Origin of the sequence: Nocardiopsis lambiniae (genome assembly GCF_031845465.1) — a bacterium.
GTDB classification, from domain to species: domain Bacteria; phylum Actinomycetota; class Actinomycetes; order Streptosporangiales; family Streptosporangiaceae; genus Nocardiopsis; species Nocardiopsis lambiniae.
Map to the genome: position 1 here is coordinate 21,166 of NZ_JAVREP010000028.1, position 23,141 is coordinate 44,306.

At 71.6% G+C, this 23,141-nt stretch carries 15 protein-coding genes; 10 read left to right on the top strand and 5 right to left on the bottom strand.

Annotated features, from left to right (window positions below; translation table 11 throughout):
* The first annotated feature begins 36 nt into the window (after window positions 1-36).
* The 6 genes from RM479_RS25595 (at window position 37) to RM479_RS25620 (ending at window position 10,477) form a co-directional block, all read left to right on the top strand.
* A complete protein-coding gene (locus tag RM479_RS25595) occupies window positions 37-1,935 on the top strand; it encodes a dynamin family protein (RefSeq protein ID WP_311514259.1) in 1,899 nt (632 codons plus the stop codon).
* Complete coding sequence (locus RM479_RS25600) at window positions 1,932-4,421, top strand: GTPase (RefSeq protein ID WP_311514260.1); 2,490 nt, start codon at window positions 1,932-1,934, stop codon at window positions 4,419-4,421. Before RM479_RS25595 ends, RM479_RS25600 begins: the two co-directional genes overlap by 4 nt.
* A 566-nt stretch (window positions 4,422-4,987) precedes the next feature.
* Window positions 4,988-6,370 carry a GGDEF domain-containing protein gene (locus RM479_RS25605; RefSeq protein ID WP_311514261.1) on the top strand — a complete coding sequence of 461 codons (1,383 nt, stop codon included), beginning with the start codon at window positions 4,988-4,990 and terminating at the stop codon, window positions 6,368-6,370.
* 615 nt (window positions 6,371-6,985) lie between these two features.
* The gene (locus tag RM479_RS25610) at window positions 6,986-7,996 is read left to right on the top strand and encodes a DUF4192 domain-containing protein (RefSeq protein ID WP_311514262.1); all 1,011 of its coding nucleotides are present in this window, start codon (window positions 6,986-6,988) and stop codon (window positions 7,994-7,996) included.
* Between the two features lie 81 nt (window positions 7,997-8,077).
* A complete protein-coding gene (gene ettA, locus RM479_RS25615; RefSeq protein WP_311514263.1) occupies window positions 8,078-9,742 on the top strand; it encodes an energy-dependent translational throttle protein EttA in 1,665 nt (554 codons plus the stop codon).
* Window positions 9,743-9,958: 216 nt separating this feature from the next.
* On the top strand, window positions 9,959-10,477 hold the full coding sequence (locus RM479_RS25620) for a globin (protein WP_311514264.1): 519 nt from the start codon (window positions 9,959-9,961) through the stop codon (window positions 10,475-10,477).
* 301 nt (window positions 10,478-10,778) lie between these two features.
* Here the strand turns inward: RM479_RS25620 and RM479_RS25625 are convergent, their stop codons facing one another.
* Both RM479_RS25625 and RM479_RS25630 read right to left on the bottom strand, forming a co-directional pair.
* A complete protein-coding gene (locus tag RM479_RS25625; RefSeq protein WP_311514265.1) occupies window positions 10,779-11,222 on the bottom strand; it encodes an acyl-CoA thioesterase in 444 nt (147 codons plus the stop codon).
* Between the two features lie 179 nt (window positions 11,223-11,401).
* On the bottom strand, window positions 11,402-13,495 hold the full coding sequence (locus RM479_RS25630; RefSeq protein ID WP_311514266.1) for a prolyl oligopeptidase family serine peptidase: 2,094 nt from the start codon (window positions 13,493-13,495) through the stop codon (window positions 11,402-11,404).
* A gap of 377 nt (window positions 13,496-13,872) precedes the next feature.
* Here RM479_RS25630 and RM479_RS25635 point away from each other — a divergent pair, with 377 nt between their 5' ends.
* Window positions 13,873-14,373, top strand: a complete 501-nt coding sequence (locus RM479_RS25635; RefSeq protein ID WP_274809105.1) for an HNH endonuclease — start codon at window positions 13,873-13,875, stop codon at window positions 14,371-14,373.
* 177 nt (window positions 14,374-14,550) lie between these two features.
* Window positions 14,551-14,757: an FmdB family zinc ribbon protein gene (locus tag RM479_RS25640; protein ID WP_274809064.1), complete on the top strand. Its 207-nt coding sequence runs from the start codon at window positions 14,551-14,553 to the stop codon at window positions 14,755-14,757.
* Between the two features lie 202 nt (window positions 14,758-14,959).
* Here RM479_RS25640 and ilvD read toward each other — a convergent pair whose 3' ends face one another.
* Together ilvD and RM479_RS25650 are read right to left on the bottom strand one after the other, a co-directional pair.
* Window positions 14,960-16,822, bottom strand: a complete 1,863-nt coding sequence (gene ilvD, locus RM479_RS25645; protein WP_274809065.1) for a dihydroxy-acid dehydratase — start codon at window positions 16,820-16,822, stop codon at window positions 14,960-14,962.
* A 208-nt stretch (window positions 16,823-17,030) separates the two neighbouring features.
* Window positions 17,031-17,825, bottom strand: a complete 795-nt coding sequence (locus RM479_RS25650; protein WP_397223162.1) for a nuclease-related domain-containing protein — start codon at window positions 17,823-17,825, stop codon at window positions 17,031-17,033.
* A gap of 192 nt (window positions 17,826-18,017) precedes the next feature.
* Here RM479_RS25650 and RM479_RS25655 point away from each other — a divergent pair, with 192 nt between their 5' ends.
* The gene (locus RM479_RS25655) at window positions 18,018-19,457 is read left to right on the top strand and encodes an amidase (RefSeq protein WP_311514268.1); all 1,440 of its coding nucleotides are present in this window, start codon (window positions 18,018-18,020) and stop codon (window positions 19,455-19,457) included.
* Between the two features lie 111 nt (window positions 19,458-19,568).
* On the opposite strand, the gene RM479_RS25660 is transcribed toward RM479_RS25655, so the two are convergent.
* A complete protein-coding gene (locus RM479_RS25660) occupies window positions 19,569-20,822 on the bottom strand; it encodes an MFS transporter (protein ID WP_311514269.1) in 1,254 nt (417 codons plus the stop codon).
* A gap of 230 nt (window positions 20,823-21,052) precedes the next feature.
* Between RM479_RS25660 and malQ the strand changes: the two genes are divergently transcribed.
* On the top strand, window positions 21,053-23,089 hold the full coding sequence (gene malQ, locus RM479_RS25665) for a 4-alpha-glucanotransferase (protein WP_311514270.1): 2,037 nt from the start codon (window positions 21,053-21,055) through the stop codon (window positions 23,087-23,089).
* Window positions 23,090-23,141 lie beyond the last annotated feature (52 nt).

A 23,141-nucleotide genomic window follows, 5' to 3' on the forward strand; every position in this document is an offset into this window, starting at 1 on the left:
GGAACCGTCAGCACCGATGAGGAGGGCATACCGATCATGACCCGGCCGTCGGCCGCGCCGGACACCACCGGTTCCGGTCCCGCGGATCGGTTCGGTACCGGACCGGCCGCCACCTCCGACCAGCCCGCCCAGGGCCCCGGACCGCTGCCCGAGGAGGACCCCCGGGCCATCAACGAGGCCCGGCGGGGGCCCACCGTCCCCGTTCCGGCCGGACCCGCCAAACACCGCGCCCCCGCTCCGGAGGACGATCGGTTCGAGCAGGTGCTGGAATCACTGCGCAAGCAGATCCGGGACCTCGTATTCGCCGACGACCTCCCCGGGGCGGAGGAGGGGCGGGTCCTCCAGGCCGACGTGCTCGCACAGCTCACCGACTACGTGCTGCCCAGGGTGCGCCGTCCCGACATCCCGCTGCTCATCGCGGTCGCGGGGTCCACCGGGGCGGGAAAGTCCACCCTGGTCAACAGCCTGGTCGGGGAGCAGGTCACCACGACCGGCGTGCGCAGGCCCACCACCAACAGCCCCGTCCTGGCGTGCAACCCGGCCGACGTGGACTGGTTCAGCGAGGCCTCCTTCATCCCGTCCCTCCCCCGCGTGCGCCAGCAGGGCCTGGCCATGCCGGGCAAGGACGGCATGCTGGTCCTGGCCGCCACCGAGGCCATGCCGCCCGGCGTGGCCCTCCTCGACACCCCCGACGTCGACTCGGCGGTGGCCGCCCACCACGAGTTCGCGGCCAAGTTCCTCGACGCCGCCGACCTGTGGGTGTTCGTCACCACCAGCAGCCGCTACGCCGACGCCCGCGTGTGGGAGTTCCTCCAGGTCGCCCGCGACCGGGACACCTCCATGGCGGTCGTGCTGTCCCGGGTGCCGCGCCGGGGGCGCCGCCGACTCCTGGACCACTTCGGCGCCATGCTGGAGGCCAACGGTCTGGGCGCCGCGGCCCGGTTCGCCATCCCGGAGACCGACCAGATCCAGGGGGAGCGCTTCACCTCCAACGTCGCCGACCACATCCGCGGTTTCCTCGCGGATGTGGCGGGTGAGGCCGAACAGCGCGACCGGGTGTCCCGGCGCACCTTCATCGGCGTCATCGACAGCTTCCGCACCCGGGTCCCCGAACTGGCACGCCAGGTGGAGACCCAGATCGAGGCGGGGCGCGTCATGACCACCGCCGTCGACACCGCCTACGCCGACGCCCGCGGGCGGATCGGCACGGGTCTGAGCGACGGCTCGCTGCTGCGCGGCTCCCTGATGGCCCGGTGGCAGGAGGTCGCCGCCAGCGGCGAACTCGCCCGCAGCCTGCGCCTGCGCGGCAAGCGCGCCCGCAAGGCGGGCCGGGCCGAGCAGGCCGAACGGGGACAGCGGGTGGCCGCCTTGGAACGCGCCGTCCGCGACTCCCTGGAGGCCCTCGTGGTCTCCTCCTGCGAACGCGCCTCCGAGGAGGTCGAACGGGTCTGGCGGGAGGTCCCCGGTGGCGACGAACTGGCCACCCGGGCTCTCAACCGGCCCGGCACCGGCCTGCTGGTCCAGCAGATACGCCAGGAGATCGGCGAGTGGCAGCGCGACATCGCGGAGATGACCGGGGAGGCCGGGGCGACCAAACGCTCCGTCGCCCGACTGGTCACCTTCGATCGCGACATCGTCACCCTGATCCTCATCATCGACCTGCTCGGTTACGAGCGGTCCCGCTCCGGGGGCGGCGCGCACGCCGCGGAGCCCTCCGGCCCTTCTCCGCAACGCCTGCTCAAAGGGTTGTTCGGCGCGCAGTCACTGCGCAGCATCGGCACGAACGCGCGGGAGAACCTCATCCGCCGCGTCAACGGCCTGCTCGACCGGGAACGGATCCCCTTCGACGCCGCGCTGGCGTCGGCGGAGATCCCCTCCGAGGACGCCGCCGTCCAGCTCTACCAGGCCACGTACAACCTTGAGATAGCACGATGACGACTGAGTGGAACCCCGGGCAGACGCACGGGGACCCCGACGCCACCGACGCACGGGAAGGGAGCGCCCCCCGCGGGGCCTCCTCCGAACCGGAGAGCGGACCGTGGCGCGGCTACACCGTGCCGGTCCCCGAACATCCGGACCACGCCCACTCCGGTGGGGAGGCGGACGAGCCCGCTCACGACGGGATCTCCGCCTACCCCGACCCGTCCGGCACCGCCGCGCGCGGGGGAGGGGCGAGCGTGCCCGAGGCCTCCGAGGACGAGGAGGGCGCGGCGGAGGACGGTGGGACCGGCCCACGGCCCTCCCAGCGCGGTTCCGGGCGTCACGCGCGCGCCTCCGCGCCGCCCCGGAACGCCCGGCCCGGCGCACAGGGGGCCGACGAGGACCCCGACGGTCTGGCCGGGTGGGTCGGCAGCCTCGCCGAGGCCGCCGACGACACCCGCATCGCCGGGCGCAGCACCACGACGGGGGCCTTCGCGGCCGTTCCGCCGGCGGGCCGCCGTGCCCGGGTCGAACGCGCCCCCGGGGCCACCGACGACGTGGAGGCCGCGGAGGTCTCCGAGGCCGCCGAAGAGACCATCGGGGAGCGCGTTCCCGAGGACGCCCCGGCGACCGGGTCCGATCTGCTCGCCGGACCGGCCACGGAGGAGGAGACCGGTCTCCGGGCCCCCGAACCCGTCGTCCACCCGGAGGAACCCTCGATCGAGGCCGAGGGGGACCGCGTCCCCGACGCGTCCTCGGACGAGGAGGACGCCCCGCTGCCCCGTCGGGTCCCCGGGCCCTCCGCCGTCTCCGGCTCCTTCCGGGTCGTGGACCCGGACGAGGAGTACCGGCCCACCACCCACGACTCCTGGCAGCACACCAGGCACACCAGCCGCGCCGAACTCATCGAGCGGCTCGATGCCCTGTCCACCCTGGTGGAACTGGGTCAGGGCGACCTGCCCCAGGAACTCCTCTCCCGGGCCGGACAACTGCTCGACCACGCCGGTGCCCGGTTGCGGCTGTCCGCCGAGCACACCGTCGTCGCCCTGGCCGGCGGCACCGGCAGCGGTAAGTCGTCGCTGTTCAACGCCTTGTGCGGGCTGGAACTCTCCCAGACCGGCATCACCCGGCCCACCACGTCCAAGGCGCACGCCTGCGTGTGGGGCCACGAGGGCGCCGACGCCCTGCTGAGCTGGCTCGGGGTGCCCACCCGCTACCGCCACTCGCGCACCAGCGTCCTGGACTCCAGTGACTCCGAGCTGACCGGCCTGGTCCTCCTGGACCTGCCCGACCACGACTCGGTCCGCAGCGCGCACACCGCCGAGGCCGACCGGCTCATCGGTTCGGTCGACCTGCTCGTGTGGGTGCTCGACCCGCAGAAGTACGCCGACGCCGCCGTCCACCACCGCTACCTGGCCAAGATGGCGGGGCACGGCGCGGTCACCGTCGCGGTGCTCAACCAGGTCGACAAGGTCGAACCCGACGAGCTCAAGGAGCTCCTCACCGACCTGCGCCGCCTGCTGGAATCGGAGTCGGGGGTGCACCCGCGGGTGCTCACCACCTCGACCCTCACCGGCCAGGGCGTCCGAGACCTCCAGGAGTTCCTCGCCGAGGCGGTGCGCGACCGGCGCGCCCTCGTCGACCGGCTGGTCGCCGACCTGGACCGGATCGTCGTCCCGTTCGCCGAGCACATCGGCGACGAGGAGATCCCCGAGACCGTCTCCGCCGAGGTGCGCGGTCGCGTCCAGGAGGGGTTGGCCGGGGCCGCCGCCGTCGCGGCCGTCGCGGACGCCGTCGAGGCCAACGACGTTCGCCGGGGCCGCCGCCGGGTCGGTTGGCCGGTGGCGCGCCGGGCCGCCCGGCTGCGCAAGGACCCGTTGGCGGCCGTACAGCTCGACTTCCTGCGCAAGGACGGCGATCAGGTGCTCGGCGGCCCCGTGGACGCCCACGAGGCCGAACTGGAGACGGTGCTCTCGGAGGCGGCCGACGCCGTCTCCGAGGAGATGCCCGCGCCGTGGCGACGCCGGATGCGGGCCGCCGCCCGTACCTCGGTCGCCGAGCTGCCCGCCGAACTGGGCGGGGCCGTGTCCTCCGCCGTGGGAGACCCCGACCAGAGCCCGTCGTGGTGGCGGGTGGCCAGGTCCGTGCAGTTCGCCCTGCTGGCCGTGGCCGGGATCGGTCTGGCATGGGCGGTCGTGGCGCTGGTGAGTCGATTGGGCGGGGGTATCACCGGCGTCCCGATGTTCGACGACGCGGTGTTCGTGGCCTACGCCGCCGCGCTGGTGGCCGCCGCCCTGGCGGTGGGATGGCTGACCGGCGTCGGGTGCGGCAACCTCGTGGAGGTGGCCGCCGTGCAGCGCCGGGAGGACGTGGAACGGGCCGCGCAGGTCAAGGTCCGTGAGATCGCGGTGGCGCGCGTGGTGGAGCCGATGGAGGCGGAACTGGCCCGTTACCGGGCGTTCAGGGCCGCCCACGAGGTGGCGCGGGCACCGGAGGAGTGAACGTCGGGGTGACCGCCCGGCGCGATCACCCGTGAGGCCCGGGGCCCGGAGGGCGTGGCATCAAGCCGCCCCCTTCGGGCCCCGTGCCATGGGCAGGTGGGGGTCACACCCAAATGACACCGTTGCCGACCATCTGTACTCCTTCGGATCTCAGGGAGGCGGATTTCCGGGGACGGGAAACCGGGGACCGGACGGAGGCTCTCCATCGTGGTAGAGCGACCTCCGGACCTCAGAGCAGAATGCCTCAGATCTCCGTCGCGGCCAACCCCCCGAAGGGGGCCCGATGGAACGGAGTACCCCGCCCTGGGCCCCTCACCCCAAGGTTCCTACATAAAGCAATTAAGCTATTACTCAAAGTAATGTAAAGTGTGGTGGTGGCGCCTGGCCATCCGGGAGATCGTCAACTCTTCGGTCACACGTCTACCCAGGCACCATCACCGGGTGGCACTGTAAGGGAACGCCGGGCGAGAAAAGCCCGTCGAAGGGAGAACCGTGAGGGGTGGTGAACCGATCGGAACGGTGCGAGAGAGGGATCACAGAGTGGAGAGTGAAGGAAGGGCGCTGGAGTGAGCATCTCCGAGAGGCCGACGGTGCCGGTTGATCGTCCCACCGAGGATCGGCCGCGCTGGCCGTTCCTCCAAGAGCCCCCCGGGCTCATCGTCTACATGTCCCTGCTCCTGGTCAGCGCTTTGTTCCTGTTCGGGGTGGCGTTCGCGATGACCGCCCTCTCCGTCATGGACCTCGTCGCCTTCGCGGTGTTCGCGGCCGGCGCCGCGGTCTGTGTCGAGGGCAGCCGCCGTTTGGGGACGACCAAGCACGCCGGACTCAACCGCGACCTGCTGGGCGCCTGGTGGTTCCCGGTCGTCCTGTTGCTGCCCCCCGTCTACTCGTTCATCATCCCGATCCCGATCTTCCTCCTCCTCCAGCGGCGGACCCGGCAGACCCTGGTGTACCGGCGGGTGTTCAACGCGGCCGCGGTGGGCCTGTCCGGATTCCTCGTGTCGGTGGCCTGGCACACCCTCGTCGCCGGTGACCTGATGAAGGGCCTGAGCGGTGTCGCCGAGGTGTCCGAGCGACTGGCCACCGCCCCCGGTGTGCTCACGGCCCTGGGCTGCTGCATCGTGTTCACCGTCCTCAACACCTTCCTCGTCTCCCTGGCGCTCCGGATCAGCAGCGGTTCCCGGCACGGTCTGCCCCCGCTGTGGGACCGGGAGTCCCTCCTGGTGGACGTCGTCGAGATCTGCGTCGGGATCACCGTGGCGGTGCTGGTCCACATCTCCCTGTTCCTGCTCCCCATCGCGGTCCCCCCGATCCTGTTGCTCCAGCGCAGCCTCCTCTACCACCAGTTGCAGACCGCCGCGCGGACCGACCCCAAGACCGGGCTGCTCAACGCGCCCACGTGGGAGCAGGAGGCGTCGATCGAGATCGCCCGTTCCCGTGCCGCGCGCGGCCGGTCGGCGGTCCTGATCATCGACATCGACCACTTCAAGCGGGTCAACGACACCCACGGACACCTCTTCGGCGACCAGGTCCTGTTGGGGGTGGCGACCACCATCTCGCAGCAGTTGCGCCAGTCCGATCTGTTGGGTCGGTTCGGCGGGGAGGAGTTCGTGGTGCTGCTGCCCGGCTCCGACGTCGATGAGGCCTGGCAGGCCGCCGAGCGGCTGCGCATCGAGGTGGGCTGCATGGAGATCGCGGTGGACAGGGTGCAGGTGTCCATCACGGTGTCGATCGGTGTGGCCGTCATCGGCGACCACGGCAACGACCTGGTGGAGCTGCTCACCGCCGCCGACCTGGCGCTGTACCGCGCGAAGGAGACCGGCCGCAACCGGGTGTGCCTGCCCGGCGGGCGCTCCAAGACGGACGGCAAGGTCCCGGAACCGCGCGAGAGCCAGGGCACGGGTCCGGCACCCGACCAGGCGGGACCGCAGGGCATCATCGAGGCCTGACGAACGCCGATGGCGGGCCCCTCGGGCCCGCCGTTCGCGTGGAGCGGGGTTTTCCACAGGCGGCGGGCACCCATTGCGCGCGGCCGTCCGGTCACGCACCGTGAAGGTATGCACTTCCACCAGGATCGTTCCGCTCGCCCCTCCGCCTCCGACGACTCCCGTCTCCCCCTCCGCCGTCGCGTCGATATCCCCGCACCCCCCATCCCCGCACCCCGACCGCCCACGGACGCGCCCCCCGACGGTCATCGCCCGCCCGCTTCCGCACGGGCGGGCATCGGTGGGTCCTGTGAGGCCGCCTCGCCGACCGGTCTCTCCCCGAGGGGGGACCGCCCCCCGACCCGAGACGCCTCCGAAGGTTCGCGCCCGCCCGGGAGGGAGGCGTCGCCCTCCGCCCCGGGAACCCCTCACCCGCCGGGCGCCCCGGGGCCCCGGGGAGCACGACCCGCCCCGGGAGCCTCGGACGACCTTCCCCCGCCGACCGACGACGCGGACGCCGGTTCCCCCGTCCCGGAGGGCGGCGGCACGGTGGACGGCCTCTCGGGGACGGATGAGCGGCCCGGTCCGGCCCCGGGGGAGGGGAACGGGCCCGGCGACGACGGGCACGCGGAGGGTCGCGTGCCGGTGGGCGGGCGGCTGGCGTTGCGCAGCCCCATCGACATCATCGCCGGCATGCCGTACATCGTCGGTGAGCCGCCCGACCCCGGCATCGTGGTGCTGGCGGCCAAGGGGGCGGGCGTGCACGCGGCGTTCTGCGGGGCGCTGGACGGCTCCCATCGGCACCTGACACCCGCCGAGCGCGCCCGGCCGCCCGTCGACCTGGCGGTCGCCGAAGGGTGCGGAGGGCTGCTCGTCGTCGCCTACGGACCGCCCGGGCTCGTCACTCCCTACGTGGACGCCCTCCTGCTCGCCGCCCGTGAGCGCGGGGTCGCGATCATCGACGCGCTGCGGGTCACCGACGGACGCTACTGGTCCTACACCTGTGTCTCTCCCTCCTGCTGTCCGCCCGGCGGCACCGTCGTCGACATCGACAGCTCGCCGGTGCCCGCCGGGGCCGTGCTGCGCGGGATCGCACCGGCCCGCCCCCTGCGGGTCGCCCTGGCCGACCTCGACCGTGTCCGCGGACTGCTGACCCCCGTGAGGGGAGAGGCCCGCGCCGCCATGGACGCCCTCGCGGAGGAGGTCGACCGGCGGGCACGGGAGATGCCGGAGACGACGCTGGTCCGCAGAGGGTTCGGCGCGGTCCGCGAGGCGATCGAGGCCGAGCGCGACGGCGACGGGATCCGCGGGTACGAGGAGATCGCCTGGCTCGGCGTCCACCTCGCGCACCTACGGATCCGGGATCGGGCCTGGGCCGCCATCACCGAGCGCACCGCCCTCCTCCACCGCGACCTGTGGGCCCGGGTCGCCCGGCACCTGCCCGCACGGCGCCGGGCCGCCCCCGCGGCGCTGACCGCGGTCGCCGCCTGGCAGCACGGTGACGACGCGCTCGCCATGGCGGCCGTCGAGACCGCCCTCGCCGCCGACCCCGGATACTCCATGGCCGTGCTCATGGGCCGCGCCCTGGCCTGGGGGCTGCCGGTGGAGCGGTGGCGGGGGTCCGCCCCCGAGCAGGGCCCCTGGGAGTGACCCGGCGCGGAGGGGCGCGGGTCGGCCCCTCCGCCCCCACGATGGCGGGGGCATCTCCCCCGACGCCCTAGGCTGGGAGGCATGCCGGAGTACATCTACACCATGAACAACGTGCGCAAGGCGCACGGCGACAAGGTCGTCCTGGACAACGTTTCGGGGTCGTTCCTGCCCGGAGCCAAGATCGGTGTCGTGGGCCCCAACGGTGCGGGTAAGTCGACGCTTCTGAAGATCATGGCCGGCATCGAGCAGCCGTCCAACGGTGAGGCGCGCCTCATGCCCGGGTTCACGGTCGGCCTGCTCGCCCAGGAACCCCGACTCGACTCGTCCAAGACCGTTCTGGAGAACGTCGAGGACGGCGTCGCCGAGACCAAGGCGATGCTGAACCGCTTCAACGAGATCGCCGAGCAGATGGCGACGGACTACTCCGACGACCTGCTCGAAGAGATGGGCAAGCTCCAGGAACAGCTCGACCACCGCAACGCCTGGGACCTGGACAGCCAGCTCGCCCAGGCGATGGACGCGCTGCGCTGCCCGCCCGGCGACGCCGACGTCACCATGCTCTCCGGTGGCGAGAAGCGCCGCGTCGCCCTGTGCAAGCTGCTGCTGGAGCAGCCCGACCTGCTCCTCCTCGACGAGCCCACCAACCACCTCGACGCCGAGAGTGTGAACTGGCTGGAGCAGCACCTGGCCAAGTACCCCGGTACGGTCATCGCGATCACTCACGACCGGTACTTCCTCGACCACGTCGCCACGTGGATCCTGGAGCTGGACCGCGGTCAGTTCTACCCCTACGAGGGCAACTACAGCACCTACCTGGAGACCAAGCAGGCCCGCCTGAAGGTCGAAGGGCAGAAGGACGTCAAGAAGGCCAAGCGCCTCAAGGACGAGCTGGAGTGGGTCCGCTCCAACGCCAAGGCCCGCCAGACCAAGAGCAAGGCCCGTCTCCAGCGCTACGAGGAGATGGCCGCCGAGGCGGACAAGACCCGCAAGCTGGACTTCGAGGAGATCCAGATCCCGCCGGGTCCCCGCCTGGGCACCACCGTGGTCGAGGTCAAGAACCTCACCAAGGGGTTCGACGACCGCGTCCTCATCGAGGACCTCAGCTTCTCGCTGCCCCCCAACGGCATCGTCGGTGTCATCGGCCCGAACGGTGTCGGCAAGACCACGCTGTTCAAGATGATCGTCGGCGAGGAGACCCCGGACAAGGGCGCCATCAACGTCGGCGAGACCGTCGAGATCTCCTACGTCGACCAGTACCGGGGCCGTATCGACGACTCCAAGAACGTCTGGGAGACCATCTCCGACGGTGAGAACTTCATCCAGGTCGGCAAGGTCGAGATCCCCAGCCGCGCCTACGTCGCCGCGTTCGGCTTCAAGGGCTCCGACCAGCAGAAGAAGTCCGGTGTCCTGTCCGGCGGCGAGCGCAACCGCGTCAACCTCGCGCTCACCCTCAAGCAGGGCGGCAACCTGCTGCTCCTGGACGAGCCCACCAACGACCTGGACGTCGAGACCCTCGGCTCGCTGGAGAACGCGCTCCTGGACTTCCCGGGCTGCGCCGTGATCACCTCCCACGACCGGTGGTTCCTGGACCGCGTCGCCACGCACATCCTCGCCTGGGAGGGCGGCGCCAGCTGGTTCTGGTTCGAGGGCAACTTCGAGTCCTACGAGAAGAACAAGATCGAGCGTCTGGGCCCGGAGGCCGCGCGTCCGCACGCGGTCACCCACCGCAAGCTCACCCGCGACTAGCCTTCCCGGCCATCGCGCACGGGGGCCGTGGGACCGGGACCGGTCCCACGGCCCCCGTTCCGTACGCGAAGGCCACGGGGCGACCCGTGACGAGGCGCGGGCCTCGGACCACCGATCGGTGGTCCCGCGATCCCCTCCCCCGGGGGAGGGGAGGAAACCGATTCGGGCCCTTCGGCCCCCGGGAAGGCCCTCGGAACGTCGCATACCCTAGGGGCGATGACTTCCGCGCGCGATGACCAGCAGAGCCCGGGCGAGGAGCCCGTGCGCATGACGTTCTACGAGGCCGTAGGCGGTGAGGAGACCTTCACCCGCCTGGTCCGCCGGTTCTACGAGGGCGTGGCCGACGACCCCGTGCTCCGGCCCATGTACCCCGAGGAGGACCTGGGTCCGGCCGAGGAGCGGCTGCGGCTGTTCCTCATGCAGTACTGGGGCGGCCCGCACACCTACAACGACCTGCGCGGCCACCCCCGGCTGCGGATGCGGCACTTCCCGTTCCGCATCGGATCCACCGAACGCGACCTGTGGCTGAAGCACATGCGCGCCGCCGTGGACTCCATCGACCTGCCCGAGGTGCTGGAACGGCAGTTGTGGGAGTACATGGTGATGGCGGCGCACAGCATGGTGAACGTCCCGGAGGAGGTGGCCGCACCGGCGGTCGCCGACCCCACCCGTGTCTCGGTGTCCTCCGAGGACGATGACGACGACGGCGAGATCGTCACCATCTCCCTGAGGTGAACCCGCCTCCCGGGGCGCCGCGCCGGTGGCGCCCGTCCCCGGGCGGCGCCGGTGTTCCGGGAGCGCACGGAGACCCCTCGGACCCATGCCCCCCGGGTGGTCCCCGTTCCGGGGCGCCCGGGTGGCCCGAACCCTCCCGGGAGGGTCCACCGGGCCGCCATCGGCCCTCTCCCCGGGCACTACCCGCCCGGCGCACCGCGGGCTCCGCCGCCGTGGCGCTGGAACCGCCCACCCACGCCCTCGAACCGGCGGCTCCGCCCGCCTCGCGGGGCCGGGTCCGCCGATACCGCCGCCGGGCCGGCTACATGTAGTCGTGGAGGAAGGCCCGCTCGACCTCGTTCAACCGGCGGGCGCTCTGCTTCGCCACGTCGAAACCCACGAGCACCGTTCGCGCCCGCAGGTAGACCCGCTCGTCGTCGAGGATCTCGTAGGCCAGCGAGAAACTGGCGTTGCGCACCTCGGTCACCCACAGCTCGACCCGTACCGGCTCCGAACGCGGCAGCAACGGCGCCACGTAGTCGGCCTCCTGTCGGGCCACGACCATGGCCCCGAAGATCTCCTCGCCGTCGACCGCTCCGCTGAAGCGCAGGAACGAGACGCGGGCGTCCTCCAGGTAGGTGAGCATCCGGACGTTGTTGACGTGATGCTGCGGGTCCAGGTCGGCGTAGCGGACCTGCGCCAGGTGTACGTGTCGTCGTGGCCCGGTCACCGTGCCGGCGCCCGCGGACTCCTCGATCTGTGTCACGTCCTGTGTCCTCTCGTGGATCTGCGGGGGTGGGGCCGACTCCGATTCTCCCAGGGTCCGATGCGACGGCACCCGGCCCGGTGCCCCGAGCACCTGTGTCCTTGCTCTCCCACGACCGAGAGCGGACCCACGTCGACGACCCGGCGGGCCGATCACGCGGACCGGCCCGCCGGACGGCCTCAGTCGACGCGCAGCCCCAGGTGGTGGGCGAGGAAGCCCAGTTGGTCGGCGTTCAGCTCCACGCTCCGACTCACCGAACGGGCACTGTGCCCGACCTCGGCCTCACGGCGCAGCAGCACCGGGCGCTCCTCCAGGGCCGCCGAGGTCGCCCACTGCAACTGCGCGCACAACTTGCGGGCGTGCAACGGGTCCACCCGGGTGTCGTTGTCGAACACGGTGAACAGGGTGGCCGGATACCGGGTCCCCTCGCGCACGTTGTGGTACGGCGAGTAACCCAGCAGCCACCCCAGCTGTTCGGGGTCGTCGGCGCTGCCGTACTCGACGTTCCACAACTGGCCCAGCCCGAACCGCTCGTAGCGGACCATGTCCAGAAGCGGCGCCGAGCACACGGCGGCGGCGAACAGCTCCGGCCGCTGCGTGATCATCGCCCCGACCAGCAGTCCCCCGTTGCTGCCGCCCATGATCGCCAGGCGGTCGGGGGCGGTCGTCCCGGTGGAGATGAGGTGTTCGGCGGCGGCTGCGCAATCGTCGAACACGTTCTGCTTGTCGGCCAGCATGCCGCCGCGATGCCACTCCTCGCCCTCCTCCAGGCCGCCGCGCAGCCCGGCGACGGCGTACACGCCGCCGGCGCGGACCCAGGCCAGGGTCGTCGCCGAGTAGCCGGGGGTCAGGGAGATCCGGAAACCCCCGTACCCGTAGAGGATGGTCGGCCGCGGGCCCTCGGCGGGGGCGGCGGGCGACACCACCAGCATCCGCACGGTGGTGCCGTCCGCGGAGGTGAAGGGGACCTGCTCCACCCGCACCTCGGGCAGGTCGATGGTGCCGGGGGCCCGCTCCCACAGGTCCACCTCACCGCTGGCGGCGTCGTAGCGGTACACCGACGCGGGGTGTGTGCTGTCGGTGTAGCCGAACCACACCTCGTGGCCGCCCTCGGGGCGTTCCAGCAGGCCACCGACGCTGCCCAGGCCGGGAAGGGGCAGGGTGCCCAGGAGTTCGCCCGTGTCCAGGTCGTGCCGGGTGATCTCGCCGATGGCGTGCCGGGTCCAGGAGACGATCAGTTCGGGTCGTTCGAGTCCGGGGCCGTCGAGGATCGCGAAGTCCTCCAGTACCGCGTCGGAGGCCTCGTCGACGAGGGTCCGCCAGGTGCCGAACTCCGGCTCCTCGGGGTCGGCGACGCACAGCCGCCCGCGCGGAGCGTCCCGGTCCGTGAACAGGTACAGCCGCCCGTCCCGGCCCACGTGCGCGGAGAGGAACGCGTCCACGCCCTCTTGGAGGGCCACCCAGGCGGGGGCCTCGATGTCGCTCCGGGTCAGGTCGGCCAACCACAGGTCCGTGGCCGAGGAGGTGCCCTTGGAGGCGTTCAGGGCCAGCCACCGCCCGTCCCGGCTCACCCATATCCCGAAGTACTCGGTCTTGTCACGGCCCTCGCCGAAGATCAGGACGTCCTCGTCGGTCGAGGTGCCCAACCGGTGCAGGTAGACACGCCTGTGGTAGTCCTCCTCCCCGTCGGGCACCCGCTCCGGGGGCAGTCGGCGCACGTAGTAGAACGCCGAGGAGTCGGGCAGCCAGGCCACGGGGCTGTACCGCGCCCGGTCGATGGGGCCGTCGACGATCTCCCCGGTGTCGACGTCCATGACCCGCAGGACCGACTCCTCGTTCCCCCCCTCGGACAACTGGTAGGCCAGCAGGCGCCCGGAGGGGTCCACCTTCCAGGCGTCCAACGTGGTGAGTCCCTCGGGGTCCAGCGCGCCGGGGTCGACGAGGACCCGTTCCGGTCCCTCGCCGTCCCGGACGTAGAGGACGGCGTGCTCCTGGTCGGCGGTCCGCCGACCCGAGAAACGGCGGTCGCCGCGCCACACGGGGGAGCCGACACTGCCGGCCCCCATGAGGGCGCGCACCTGCTCGGCGAACCGGTCACGGCCCGGCAGACGGGCGGCGAGCTCGGCGAACAGGGCGTCCTGGGCGGCGGACCATTCTTTGGTCGCGGCGGATTCGGGGTCTTCCGACCACCGGTAGGGATCGGCGACGGGATGGCCGTGCAGGGTCTCGACGAGGTCGAGACGTTCGGCCGACGGATAGCGGAGTTCAGGCATGCTTCGCACTCTATCCACCGCTATCTTCCCCGGGCTTGGTGTGTGACGGGAACATGAAACGTGGTTTCGGGAGTGCGCATTATGACCAGGAATAGCGATAACAGCAGGTTCGCGCGGGGCGCGAGAGAAATTGGGGTGGCGCCGAAGCCTCTCCACCGCGCACACTGAATGCGGGACGCAACTCGGCGGGACCACCGGGAGGTCCGTGTGGCAAGGCGTACGGAGCCACCGATCAGGGGATCGGTGCACAAGGAGGTCTCCTGGCTGGCCGAACGGCTGGCCGGGGAAGAGACACGGTCGTCGCATCCGACGTCCGAGGTGACGCGATGAGCGCCGCGCGCGGCAGGGAGGGCGGTCCAGGCACCGCCCGCCGGCACGTGCTGCTGCTCAACGCCAGTTTCGAACCACTCACGACATTGCCGTTGCGCAGGGCGATCCTGCTCGTGCTCCGGGAGAAGGCGGAGGTCGTCCATCGCGATGGGGCCGGAATGCTGCTCCACTCGGCGACACACTCCTACGAGGTGCCGTCGGTGATCCGGCTCAGGCGCTACATCAGCGTCCCCTACAGCCGTAGGGTGCCCCTCACCCGGGTGGCGCTGATGCGTCGGGATCGGCACACCTGCGGTTACTGCGGGAAGAAGGCGGAGACGATCGACCACGTCATCCCGCGCAGCCGTGGCGGCGCGCACGTGTGGGAGAACGTGGTGGCCGCGTGCAAGCCCTGCAACCACCGCAAGGCCGACAAGTTCCTGGACGAACTCGGCTGGGAACTGCACGTCACACCCAAGGTGCCCAAAGGACCGCACTGGCGCCTGATCAACGGTGACCTGCACGGCGATCCACAGTGGGAGCCCTACATGGCGCACTTGGCCGCCTGACACCCTCGGACGGCACGAACCGGCGGTGCGGGGACCGAGCGTCCCGCCCCGATCCGCCTCCCGCCGCCCCCGGCGCGCTCTTGACGGGCCGCCGGGGGCGGCTTTTCTTCGAGCACGGGTCCGGGAGCGCTGATGCCGCATCCGTTCGTCGGGTGAGGGCGGTCGTATCCTGGGAGCATGCCCAGATACGACTTCCGCTGCCGCGAGTGCGGCGACACGTTCGAACTCTCCCGTCCGATGGCCGCGTCCGGGGACCCGGCGGCCTGTCCCCAGGGGCACGACGACACGGTGCGGCTGCTGTCCACGGTGGCCGTCGGCGGACGGGCCCCCTCGCCCGCCCCGGCTTCCGGCGGCGGATGCTGCGGGGGCGGCTGCTGCTCCTGAGGTCCGTCGTCCACCGAGGGAGGAAGGGCTCGGTGCCTCGTCCCCCCACCCGGTGGCCCGTGGACCGGGGAACCCGGGCCCTCGTGCCGGTACCGCGGGCGTCCCCTCCCCGGCGGGCGGGTCCCTCGATCGCCGCGATCCCGTCGTCCCGGCCGCGTGCGCTCCCGGGGCGGCCCGTTCGGGGCCGCCCCGGGAGGGGCGGTCAGCGTTCGATCTGGGACACGTCGCGGGCCGCGCCGGTGGAGGCCGAGGTGGCCATCGCCGCGTAGGCGCGCAGGGCCGCGGTCACCGGCCGCTGCCGGTCGCGCGGCTGGAACCGGCCCAGCTCCTTGAGCAGGCGCTCGCGACGGGTGTTCAGCTCCTCCTCCGACACCTCCAGCACCAGACCCCGGTTCGGGATGTCGATGCTGATGATGTCGCCGTCCTCGACCAACGCGATGTCGCCGCCGGCGGCGGCCTCCGGGGACGCGTGCCCGATGGACAGCCCCGAGGTGCCGCCGGAGAAACGCCCGTCGGTGATGAGGGCGCACGCCTTGCCCAGCCCGCGCCCCTTGAGGAAGCTCGTCGGGTACAGCATCTCCTGCATGCCCGGACCCCCCTTGGGGCCCTCGTACCGGATGACCACCACGTCACCGGGTTCGATCCGCTTGCCGAGGATGCCGGCCACGGCGTCCTCCTGCGACTCGAACACCTTGGCGGGGCCGGAGAAGGTCCACAGCTCCTCCTCCACGCCGGCGGTCTTGACGATCGCGCCGTCGGGGGAGAGGTTGCCGAACAGCACCGCCAGACCGCCGTCCTTGGTGTAGGCGTGCTCCACGGAGCGGATGCAGCCCTTCTCCCGGTCGGTGTCCAGGGTGTCCCAGCGGGTGCTCTGCGAGTACGCCTTGGTGCTGCGCACCCCGCCGGGGGCGGCGTGGAACAACTCCACCGCCTCGGGCAGCACGGTGTCGGAGGTGATGTCCCACTCGGCGAGGTACTCGCCGACGGTCTTGCCGTGCACGGTGGGCAGAGAGGTGTCCAGCAGCCCACCGCGCGCCAGTTCGCCCAGGATGGAGGGGATGCCGCCGGCCCGGTGGACGTCCTCGATGTGGTACTTCTCGGTGTTCGGCGCGACCTTGCACAGGCACGGCACCCGGCGGGAGACCGCGTCGATCTCGGGCAGGCCGAAATCGACACCGGCCTCGGTGGCGGCGGCCAGCAGGTGCAGGATCGTGTTGGTGGACCCGCCCATGGCCACGTCCAGCGCCATGGCGTTGCCGAACGCGGCGGGGGAGGCGATGGACAGCGGCAGGACGGACTCGTCGTCGTTCCCGTAGTAGCGCTCGGCGGCCTCCACGACCAGGCGCCCCGCGTCCTCGTACAGCGCCCGGCGAGCGGTGTGCGTGGCCAGGACGGTGCCGTTGCCGGGCAGGGCCAGCCCGATCGCCTCGGTGAGGCAGTTCATCGAGTTGGCGGTGAACATGCCCGAGCACGAACCGCAGGTCGGGCAGGCGTTCTCCTCCATCTCGTCCAGTTCGGCCTGGGAGACGCTCTCGTCGGCCGCGGCGATCATGGGGTTGATCAGGTCGAGTTTCTTGACGGTGGTCGCCGTCCCCTCGACCACCGTCACCTTGCCGGCCTCCATCGGCCCGCCGGAGACGAACACGGTGGGGATGTTGAGGCGCAGCGCCGCCAGCAGCATGCCCGGGGTGATCTTGTCGCAGTTGGACACGCACACCAGGGCGTCGGCGCAGTGCGCGTTGACCATGTACTCGACGGCGTCGGCGATCAGCTCGCGACTGGGCAGCGAGTAGAGCATGCCGCCGTGGCCCATCGCGATGCCGTCGTCGACGGCGATGGTGTTGAACTCGCGGGGGATGCCGCCGGCGGCGCGCACGGAGTCGGCGACGACGTCGGCGACCTCGCGCAGGTGCACGTGGCCGGGGACGAACTGGGTGAAGCTGTTGGCCACGGCCACGATGGGCTTGCCGAAGTCCTCGCTCTGTACGCCGGTGGCGCGCATGAGAGCGCGTGCTCCCGCCATGTTCCGGCCGTGGGTGACGGTACGTGAGCGTAGGGGTGGCATGGCGCGGACTCCCATTCCTTGCGGGTGTGTCCCCTCGATGGTAGTCCCACTTCGGCGCGTTCGCGGTCTCAGGGGTGAAGACGGTGTATCCGCATGGTGAGACGGAGGGTGGAATCCGCCCTGTTCGGGCCCCGATGATCGGCCCCGGACACAGGTGAGGCCCGGCGACCACGACGTTGTGGTCCTGCCGGGCCGGTCGACTCGTGCGTCAGGGGCGGGGCGGTAGGACCCGCTCCGCGGCTCGGAAGATGTCGTCGATCTCCTCTTCGGTCAGGCGGTCCCGGCCGGTGCGCAGCCACTTGCGGACCTTGGTGCCGGAGATGATGTCCACCCCCCGCAGTCGGTGGCTGTCCCAGGGCATGCCGGGGCCGTAGATGGCCAGGGAGGCGCGTACCTTGATCTCGCGGCCGAGCTCCTTGCTGATGAGTTCCTCGGCGCGCTTGGCCTCCTCCAGCGCCTCGTCGATGCGATCGTTCTTGTTGAAGCGTCCGTGGTAGAGCTGTTCCAGCTTGTTGCGCAGCGGCAGGCGCTTGTCCCACGACTCGGAGTCGATGGCGAACGCGCCGCGACGTCCCACGATGAAGTGGTCGATCTGGCCGTTGCCGCCGGGCACCGAGCGGGCGTGGAGGATCTTGTACCCGAGCTGTTTCATCACCTTGAGCTGGACCTCGGTCTTGCGCTGCGCGGCGGAGGGCTTGCGCCAGCGCGGGATCTCCGATTCGCGTCGGGAACGGTGCACGGTGATGCCGACGAGGGTGCCCAGCCCCAGGGTCGCACCGATGCGCCAATCGGACGTGATCAGACCACCCACGACGGCCACGGCGGCGGCGATGGCGGTGCGTACGGCCCACTTGCGGGCGGAGTCGTTGTCCTTGAGGGCTCCGTACAGTGCCCTACTGCCCGAAATGTCCTTTTGTTTCTTTTTGTTAGGGAAAAAGAGATCCTCGGGCCTCTGCGGCTCCGGGCTCTTGGGCGACGGGTTCACTCTGGTTGCCGATTCCACGTCGGACAGGTTAGTTCCATCCATATCCGAGTCCTAGTGCATTAATTCTCACACTTTTCCTCCCTTGTTCTTCGGGTCCGGGAGGTGTCCGATCCGTAGGTGCAGGGAAGGATAGATGTTTCGTCGATCTCTCCAGAGAACTTCGATCCATCATGGTGGTGCCCGTTGGCGTGCCCGCTAATCTGGGTCGGTATGACCCAGATGCATGACCTTCCGGCTCACCGGCTCGCCGCGATGGTCCGCAGTCGTGAACTGTCCCCTCGTGAGATCACTGAGCACTACCTGCGCCGGATGGAGCGGCACGACTCCGCCTACGGGGCCTACATTACGGTCATTGCGGAAAAGGCCTTGGAACAGGCCCGATATGCCGAAAAGCGTGTGATGAGCGACACGCCGGAGACTCTGCCCCCGCTCCTGGGAGTCCCCGTCCCCATCAAGGACCTCGATCTCCTCGCCGGTGTCCGGGCCACCTACGGGTCCCGTGTCCTCGTCGACAACGTCGCCCCCATCGACTCCGACACCGTCGCCCGACTGCGCGCCGCCGGGGCGATCTTCACCGGCAAGACCAACACCCCCGAATTCGGCTCCAGCTGCTACACCGAGAACGACGTGGCCCCGCCCGCCCGCAACCCCTGGAACCCCGAACTGTCCCCGGGCGGCTCCAGCGGCGGCGCCGCCGTGGCCGTGGCCGCGGGACTGGCCCCGGTCGCCCACGCCGGCGACGGCGGCGGATCCATCCGCATCCCCGCCTCCCTCTGCGGCCTCTTCGGCCTCAAGCCCACCCGGGGCCGGGTCTCCGGCGCCCCCGTCAAACCCGACCTCATCGGCCTGTCCACCAGCGGGCCGCTCACCCGGAACGTCGCCGACGCCGCGCTGCTGCTCGACGTCATGTCCGGGAACCGCCCCGGCGACTACTACACCGCCCCGCCCCTGCCGCCCGGGGAGGGCTTCGCCGACCACGTCGAACGCGAGCCGGGACGGCTGCGCGTCGGCCACTACGCCCACACCGGATCGGCCGGCCTGCCCGTCCACCCCCACGTCCTGGCGGCCCACGAGTCCACGCTGCGCCTTCTCGCCGACCTGGGCCACGAGGTCGAGGAGATCCCCGAACCCGGCGACGCCCACTTCGGCGGCACCTTCTCCGACGACTTCGCCGTCATCTGGGCCGCCATGGCCTCGGCGTTCGCCCTCGCCCCCGACCTCGAACCCGGACTCGGCCGGCTCAACCGGTGGCTCCGCGAACGCGCCCGGTCCCTCCCCGTCCCGGACTACATCGCGGCCTCCGCACGGCTGCAACAGGGCACGCGCTCCCTGCTCGCCGCCACCGCCCCCTACGACGCGGTGGTCACTCCCGCCCTGGCCCTGCCGCCGGTGCCGATCGGGCACTTCACCGGGGGCGGACCCGAGGAGGAGTTCCGGCTGATGACCGCGTTCACCCCGTTCACGTCGGTGTACAACGTCACCGGTCAGCCGTCCGTGAGCGTGCCCCTGCACCACTCACCGGACGGCCTGCCCCTGGGCTCGATGATCACCGGTCGGATCGGCGGAGAGCCGCTCCTGCTCTCGCTGTCCGCGCAACTGGAACGGGCCCGCCCCTGGGCCGACCGGGTTCCCCCGGTCTGGCACGACTGAGCGGACCCGGTCGCCCGTCCGGTCGCGTGCGGTGGCTTCCCCGAACAGGCTGACGAATCCCGTTAAGGACAGCCGGTCGGTCACACCTGCCGGGGAGGCCACCGCACATCCTCACGGTCGGTCGTCGACGCGCTCGACCGGGCCGATCACGGTCTCCTCGGCCTCCGCCGGCGTCTCCGGGACGAACGGGCTCAGCAACGCGGCCACCGTCACCAGGACGGTCGCCCCCAGGACCCCGCCCGCGATCCCCATGAGGTCGATCAGCCCACCGGCCAGCGGTCCGGCGATCGCGCCGCCCACGCCCAGTGCCGTCGACATCCATCCGAACGCCTCGGCCCGTCGGGCCGCCGGCGCCAGATCGCCCAACCGGCCCATCGTCGCCGCCAGCGTCGGTGCGATCGCCAAACCGGACAGGAACAGCAGCGGAGTGACCCACAAGGGTGTGGGGAGTTCCGCCCACGGCGGCACGAACGGCAACAGCACCGCCACACCCGCCGCCGAGGCCAGCGAGCGCCGCACCAGCCGCGGCCGTCCGCGCAGACCGCCCGCGATCGCGCCGCCCACCAGGGAGCCCAGCGCCCACACCGACGCCAGCACCATGACCAGATACGGCGCGTCCAACTCGTTGGCCCAGGCCACGATGACCAGGTCCACGCCCATGATCCCGCTGACCATCAGCATGCACATCGCGAACAGGACCAGCAGGGCGGGATCGCGCAGCAGGCTCCGTCGCGGTCCGGCCGGCACCGGACCCGAGGCCACCTCCAGGGGCGCCGGTCCGGTCACCCCGGCGCGGCGCAGCGCGAGGGCGAACCCCAGCGTCCCCGCCAACGACAGCACCGCCAGCATCGCCAGCGCCCAACGGGGTCCGGCGAACGCCACCACGCCGGCCGTCAGGATCGGGGAGAAGACGAACAGCAACTCCTGGGTGGTGGCCTCGGCCGCGTAGATCGCCTGCCGCTCCGGGCCGCGGGTCAGCCGCGGCCACAGGGCCCGCACGATCTGGTTCGCGGGGGTGCCGAACAGGCCGGTACCGAGCGCCAGCGGGATCGAGACCCACCACAGCGACCCTGGAAGCACCGTCAGCGCCAACAGCCCCACGGTGAACACCGCACCGCACACCAGGGTCAGCCGATCGGTGCCGCCCTTGTCGGCCATCCGTCCGCGCAGCGGCCCCACCAACGCCATGCCCAGGGTGAACGCGCCCGCGACCAGTCCCGCCAACGAATAGGACCCCGTCCAGTCCACCACGAGGAAGGTGACCGCGATCATCAGGCCGGGGGTGTGGAAACGCGCGGTCAGGGACCAGACCAACAGGGACAGCACATGGGGGACGGCGAAGAGACGCCGATAGTTCGCGAGCACACCCCAGATTATGCGGAGGGCCCGGGCGAAGGGCCATCCGATTATCGATACGACCGGTCGTATGGCCTCTCGGCGGACGGAACGTCAACCGGGAAGCCGCGACGCGCCGGACCCAGGACGACGCGAACGCGCCCCTCTCCCCACGGTGGGGCCGGAAACGGGCGGGCGCCGGCCGGCACCGGCCCGTCCTTCCGGTGTACGGGGCTCTTTGTAGGGCATGATCGGTTTCTGTGAGGGACGTTCAGCTGGCCCGTGTGGCCGAGCAGTACGGTGTCGCGACGAGCTACGAGGATTGGCGGGGCCGCCGGGTCCCGGTCGACCTCGATGTCATCCGCCATGTCCTGGCCGCCCTGGGCGCGGATCCGGCCCAGGGGCCGCCCGACCCGGAACGGGGCCTGCTCCCGCCCGCGGTCGTGGTCCGCGAGGGCAAGGCGCCCGACCCCGTGCTCCCCGAAGGGGCCCGCAGCACGGTGGAGACCGCCGACGGATCACTCCTGCCCTTCGACCAGGGGCTGCCCTTGGGCGTGCACACGCTGAGGGTCGTCTACCGCGGCGTCGAACACGACGCGCCCCTGCTGGTCGTCCCGCACCGGATCGAACCCTCCGCCCTGCGCGAGAACCCGCGCCTGTGGGGCATCATGACCCAGCTCTACAGCGTCCGCTCCCGGGCCTCCTGGGGCATCGGAGACCTGCGCGACCTCACCGAGATCACCGACTGGAGCGCCCGCGACCTGGGCGCCGACTTCATGCTGATCAATCCGGTGCACGCCACCGAGCCGATCGTCCCGGTGGAGCCCTCCCCGTACCTTCCGGTCAGCCGCCGCTACGCCGGTCCGTTGTACATCCGCATCGAGGACGTCCCCGAGTACGCCCGTCTGGACCCCGCCCAACGCGAGGGGATCCAACGCCTCGCCCGTCCCCTGCGCGAACGCGGACGCACCGCCGACCTCCTCGACCGCGACGCCGTCTGGGAGGCCAAACGGGCCGCCCTGGAGATCCTCTTCCAGGTCCCTCGGGCCCCGGGCCGCGAGGCCGCCCTGCGCGCCTACCTCGAACGCGAGGGGCAGCCCCTGGTCGAGTTCGCCACCTGGTCGGCGCTGGCGGAGGAGTACGGCTCCGACCATCGCGTCTGGCCCGCGCGCCTGCGCGACGTCACCGACGACGCCGTCGGTCGGGCCGCCCTGGACCGTTGGCCCCTGGTGGAGTTCCACCGCTGGCTCCAGTGGATCCTCGACGAACAGCTCGCCCACGCCCAGAGCACCGCCCGCGCCGGCGGCATGGACATCGGCGTCGTCCACGACCTGGCCATCGGTGTGCAGGCGGGCGGCGCCGACGCCTGGATGTTCGGCGACGCCCTCGTCCAGGGCCTGCACGTGGGCGCGCCACCCGACGAGTTCAACAGCCTGGGACAGGACTGGGGACAGCCGCCCTGGCACCCGCGCCGCCTGGCCCGGCTCGGCTACGGGCCGCTGCGCCAGATCCTCGGCCAGGCCCTGCGCAACGCCGGTGGCGTGCGCATCGACCACATCATGGGCCTGTTCCGGCTGTGGTGCGTGCCCGAGGGCGCCTCCGCCGACCAGGGCACCTACATCACCTTCGACCACGAGGGGACCGTCGGCAGCCTGCTGCTGGCCGCGCAGCGCACCGACACCGTCGTCATCGGCGAGGACCTGGGCACGGTGGAACCGTGGGTCCGGGACCACCTCGCCGATCGCGGTGTCCTGGGCACCTCGGTGCTCTGGTTCGAGCAGGACTCCGACGGCACCCCGCGCCCGCCCGGGGACTGGCGTACCGACTGCCTGGCCACCGTCGCCACCCACGACCTGCCCCCGGTGGCGTCGTTCCTGTCCGCCGAGCACGTCGACCTCCGCGACCGGCTGGGTCTGCTCACCCGCCCGGTGGAGGAGGAACGCGAGGACTCCGAGGCCCGGGTGGAGCGCTGGCGCGCCCTGCTCGTGGAACTGGGGCTGTTGGAGGCCGACGCCGACCCGCTCACCGACCCGGCGGCCGTGGTCACCGCCATGCACGCCTACCTCATGGAGACCCCGGCGCGGATGATCGGGGTGGCCCTCACCGACATGGTGGGGGAGCGGCGCATGCAGAACCAGCCGGGCACCTCCACCGAGTACCCCAACTGGCGGATCCCGCTCACCAACGGCGAGGGCGAACCGGTCCTGGTCGACGAACTGCTCGCCGACCCGCGCATGGTCGCGCGCATCCGCCGCACCCTCGGACCGGTCGGCGACGGGCACGGTCGCACCCTGTGACCCCCGGTCCGCGCCCCGGACACGGGACGGGCCCGGGGGAGCGATCCCCCGG

What these genes read in the sequence shown, in the direction of transcription:
- RM479_RS25595 (WP_311514259.1), top strand. Translation starts at nt 37, where the DNA reads ATGACCCGGCCGTCGGCCGCGCCGGACACCACCGGTTCCGGTCCCGCG.
- RM479_RS25640 (WP_274809064.1), top strand. Translation starts at nt 14,551, where the DNA reads ATGCCCAGATACGACTTCCGCTGCCGCGAGTGCGGCGACACGTTCGAA.
- ilvD (WP_274809065.1), bottom strand. Translation starts at nt 16,822, where the DNA reads ATGCCACCCCTACGCTCACGTACCGTCACCCACGGCCGGAACATGGCG.
- RM479_RS25620 (WP_311514264.1), top strand. Translation starts at nt 9,959, where the DNA reads ATGACTTCCGCGCGCGATGACCAGCAGAGCCCGGGCGAGGAGCCCGTG.
- ettA (WP_311514263.1), top strand. Translation starts at nt 8,078, where the DNA reads ATGCCGGAGTACATCTACACCATGAACAACGTGCGCAAGGCGCACGGC.
- RM479_RS25600 (WP_311514260.1), top strand. Translation starts at nt 1,932, where the DNA reads ATGACGACTGAGTGGAACCCCGGGCAGACGCACGGGGACCCCGACGCC.
- RM479_RS25655 (WP_311514268.1), top strand. Translation starts at nt 18,018, where the DNA reads ATGACCCAGATGCATGACCTTCCGGCTCACCGGCTCGCCGCGATGGTC.
- RM479_RS25630 (WP_311514266.1), bottom strand. Translation starts at nt 13,495, where the DNA reads ATGCCTGAACTCCGCTATCCGTCGGCCGAACGTCTCGACCTCGTCGAG.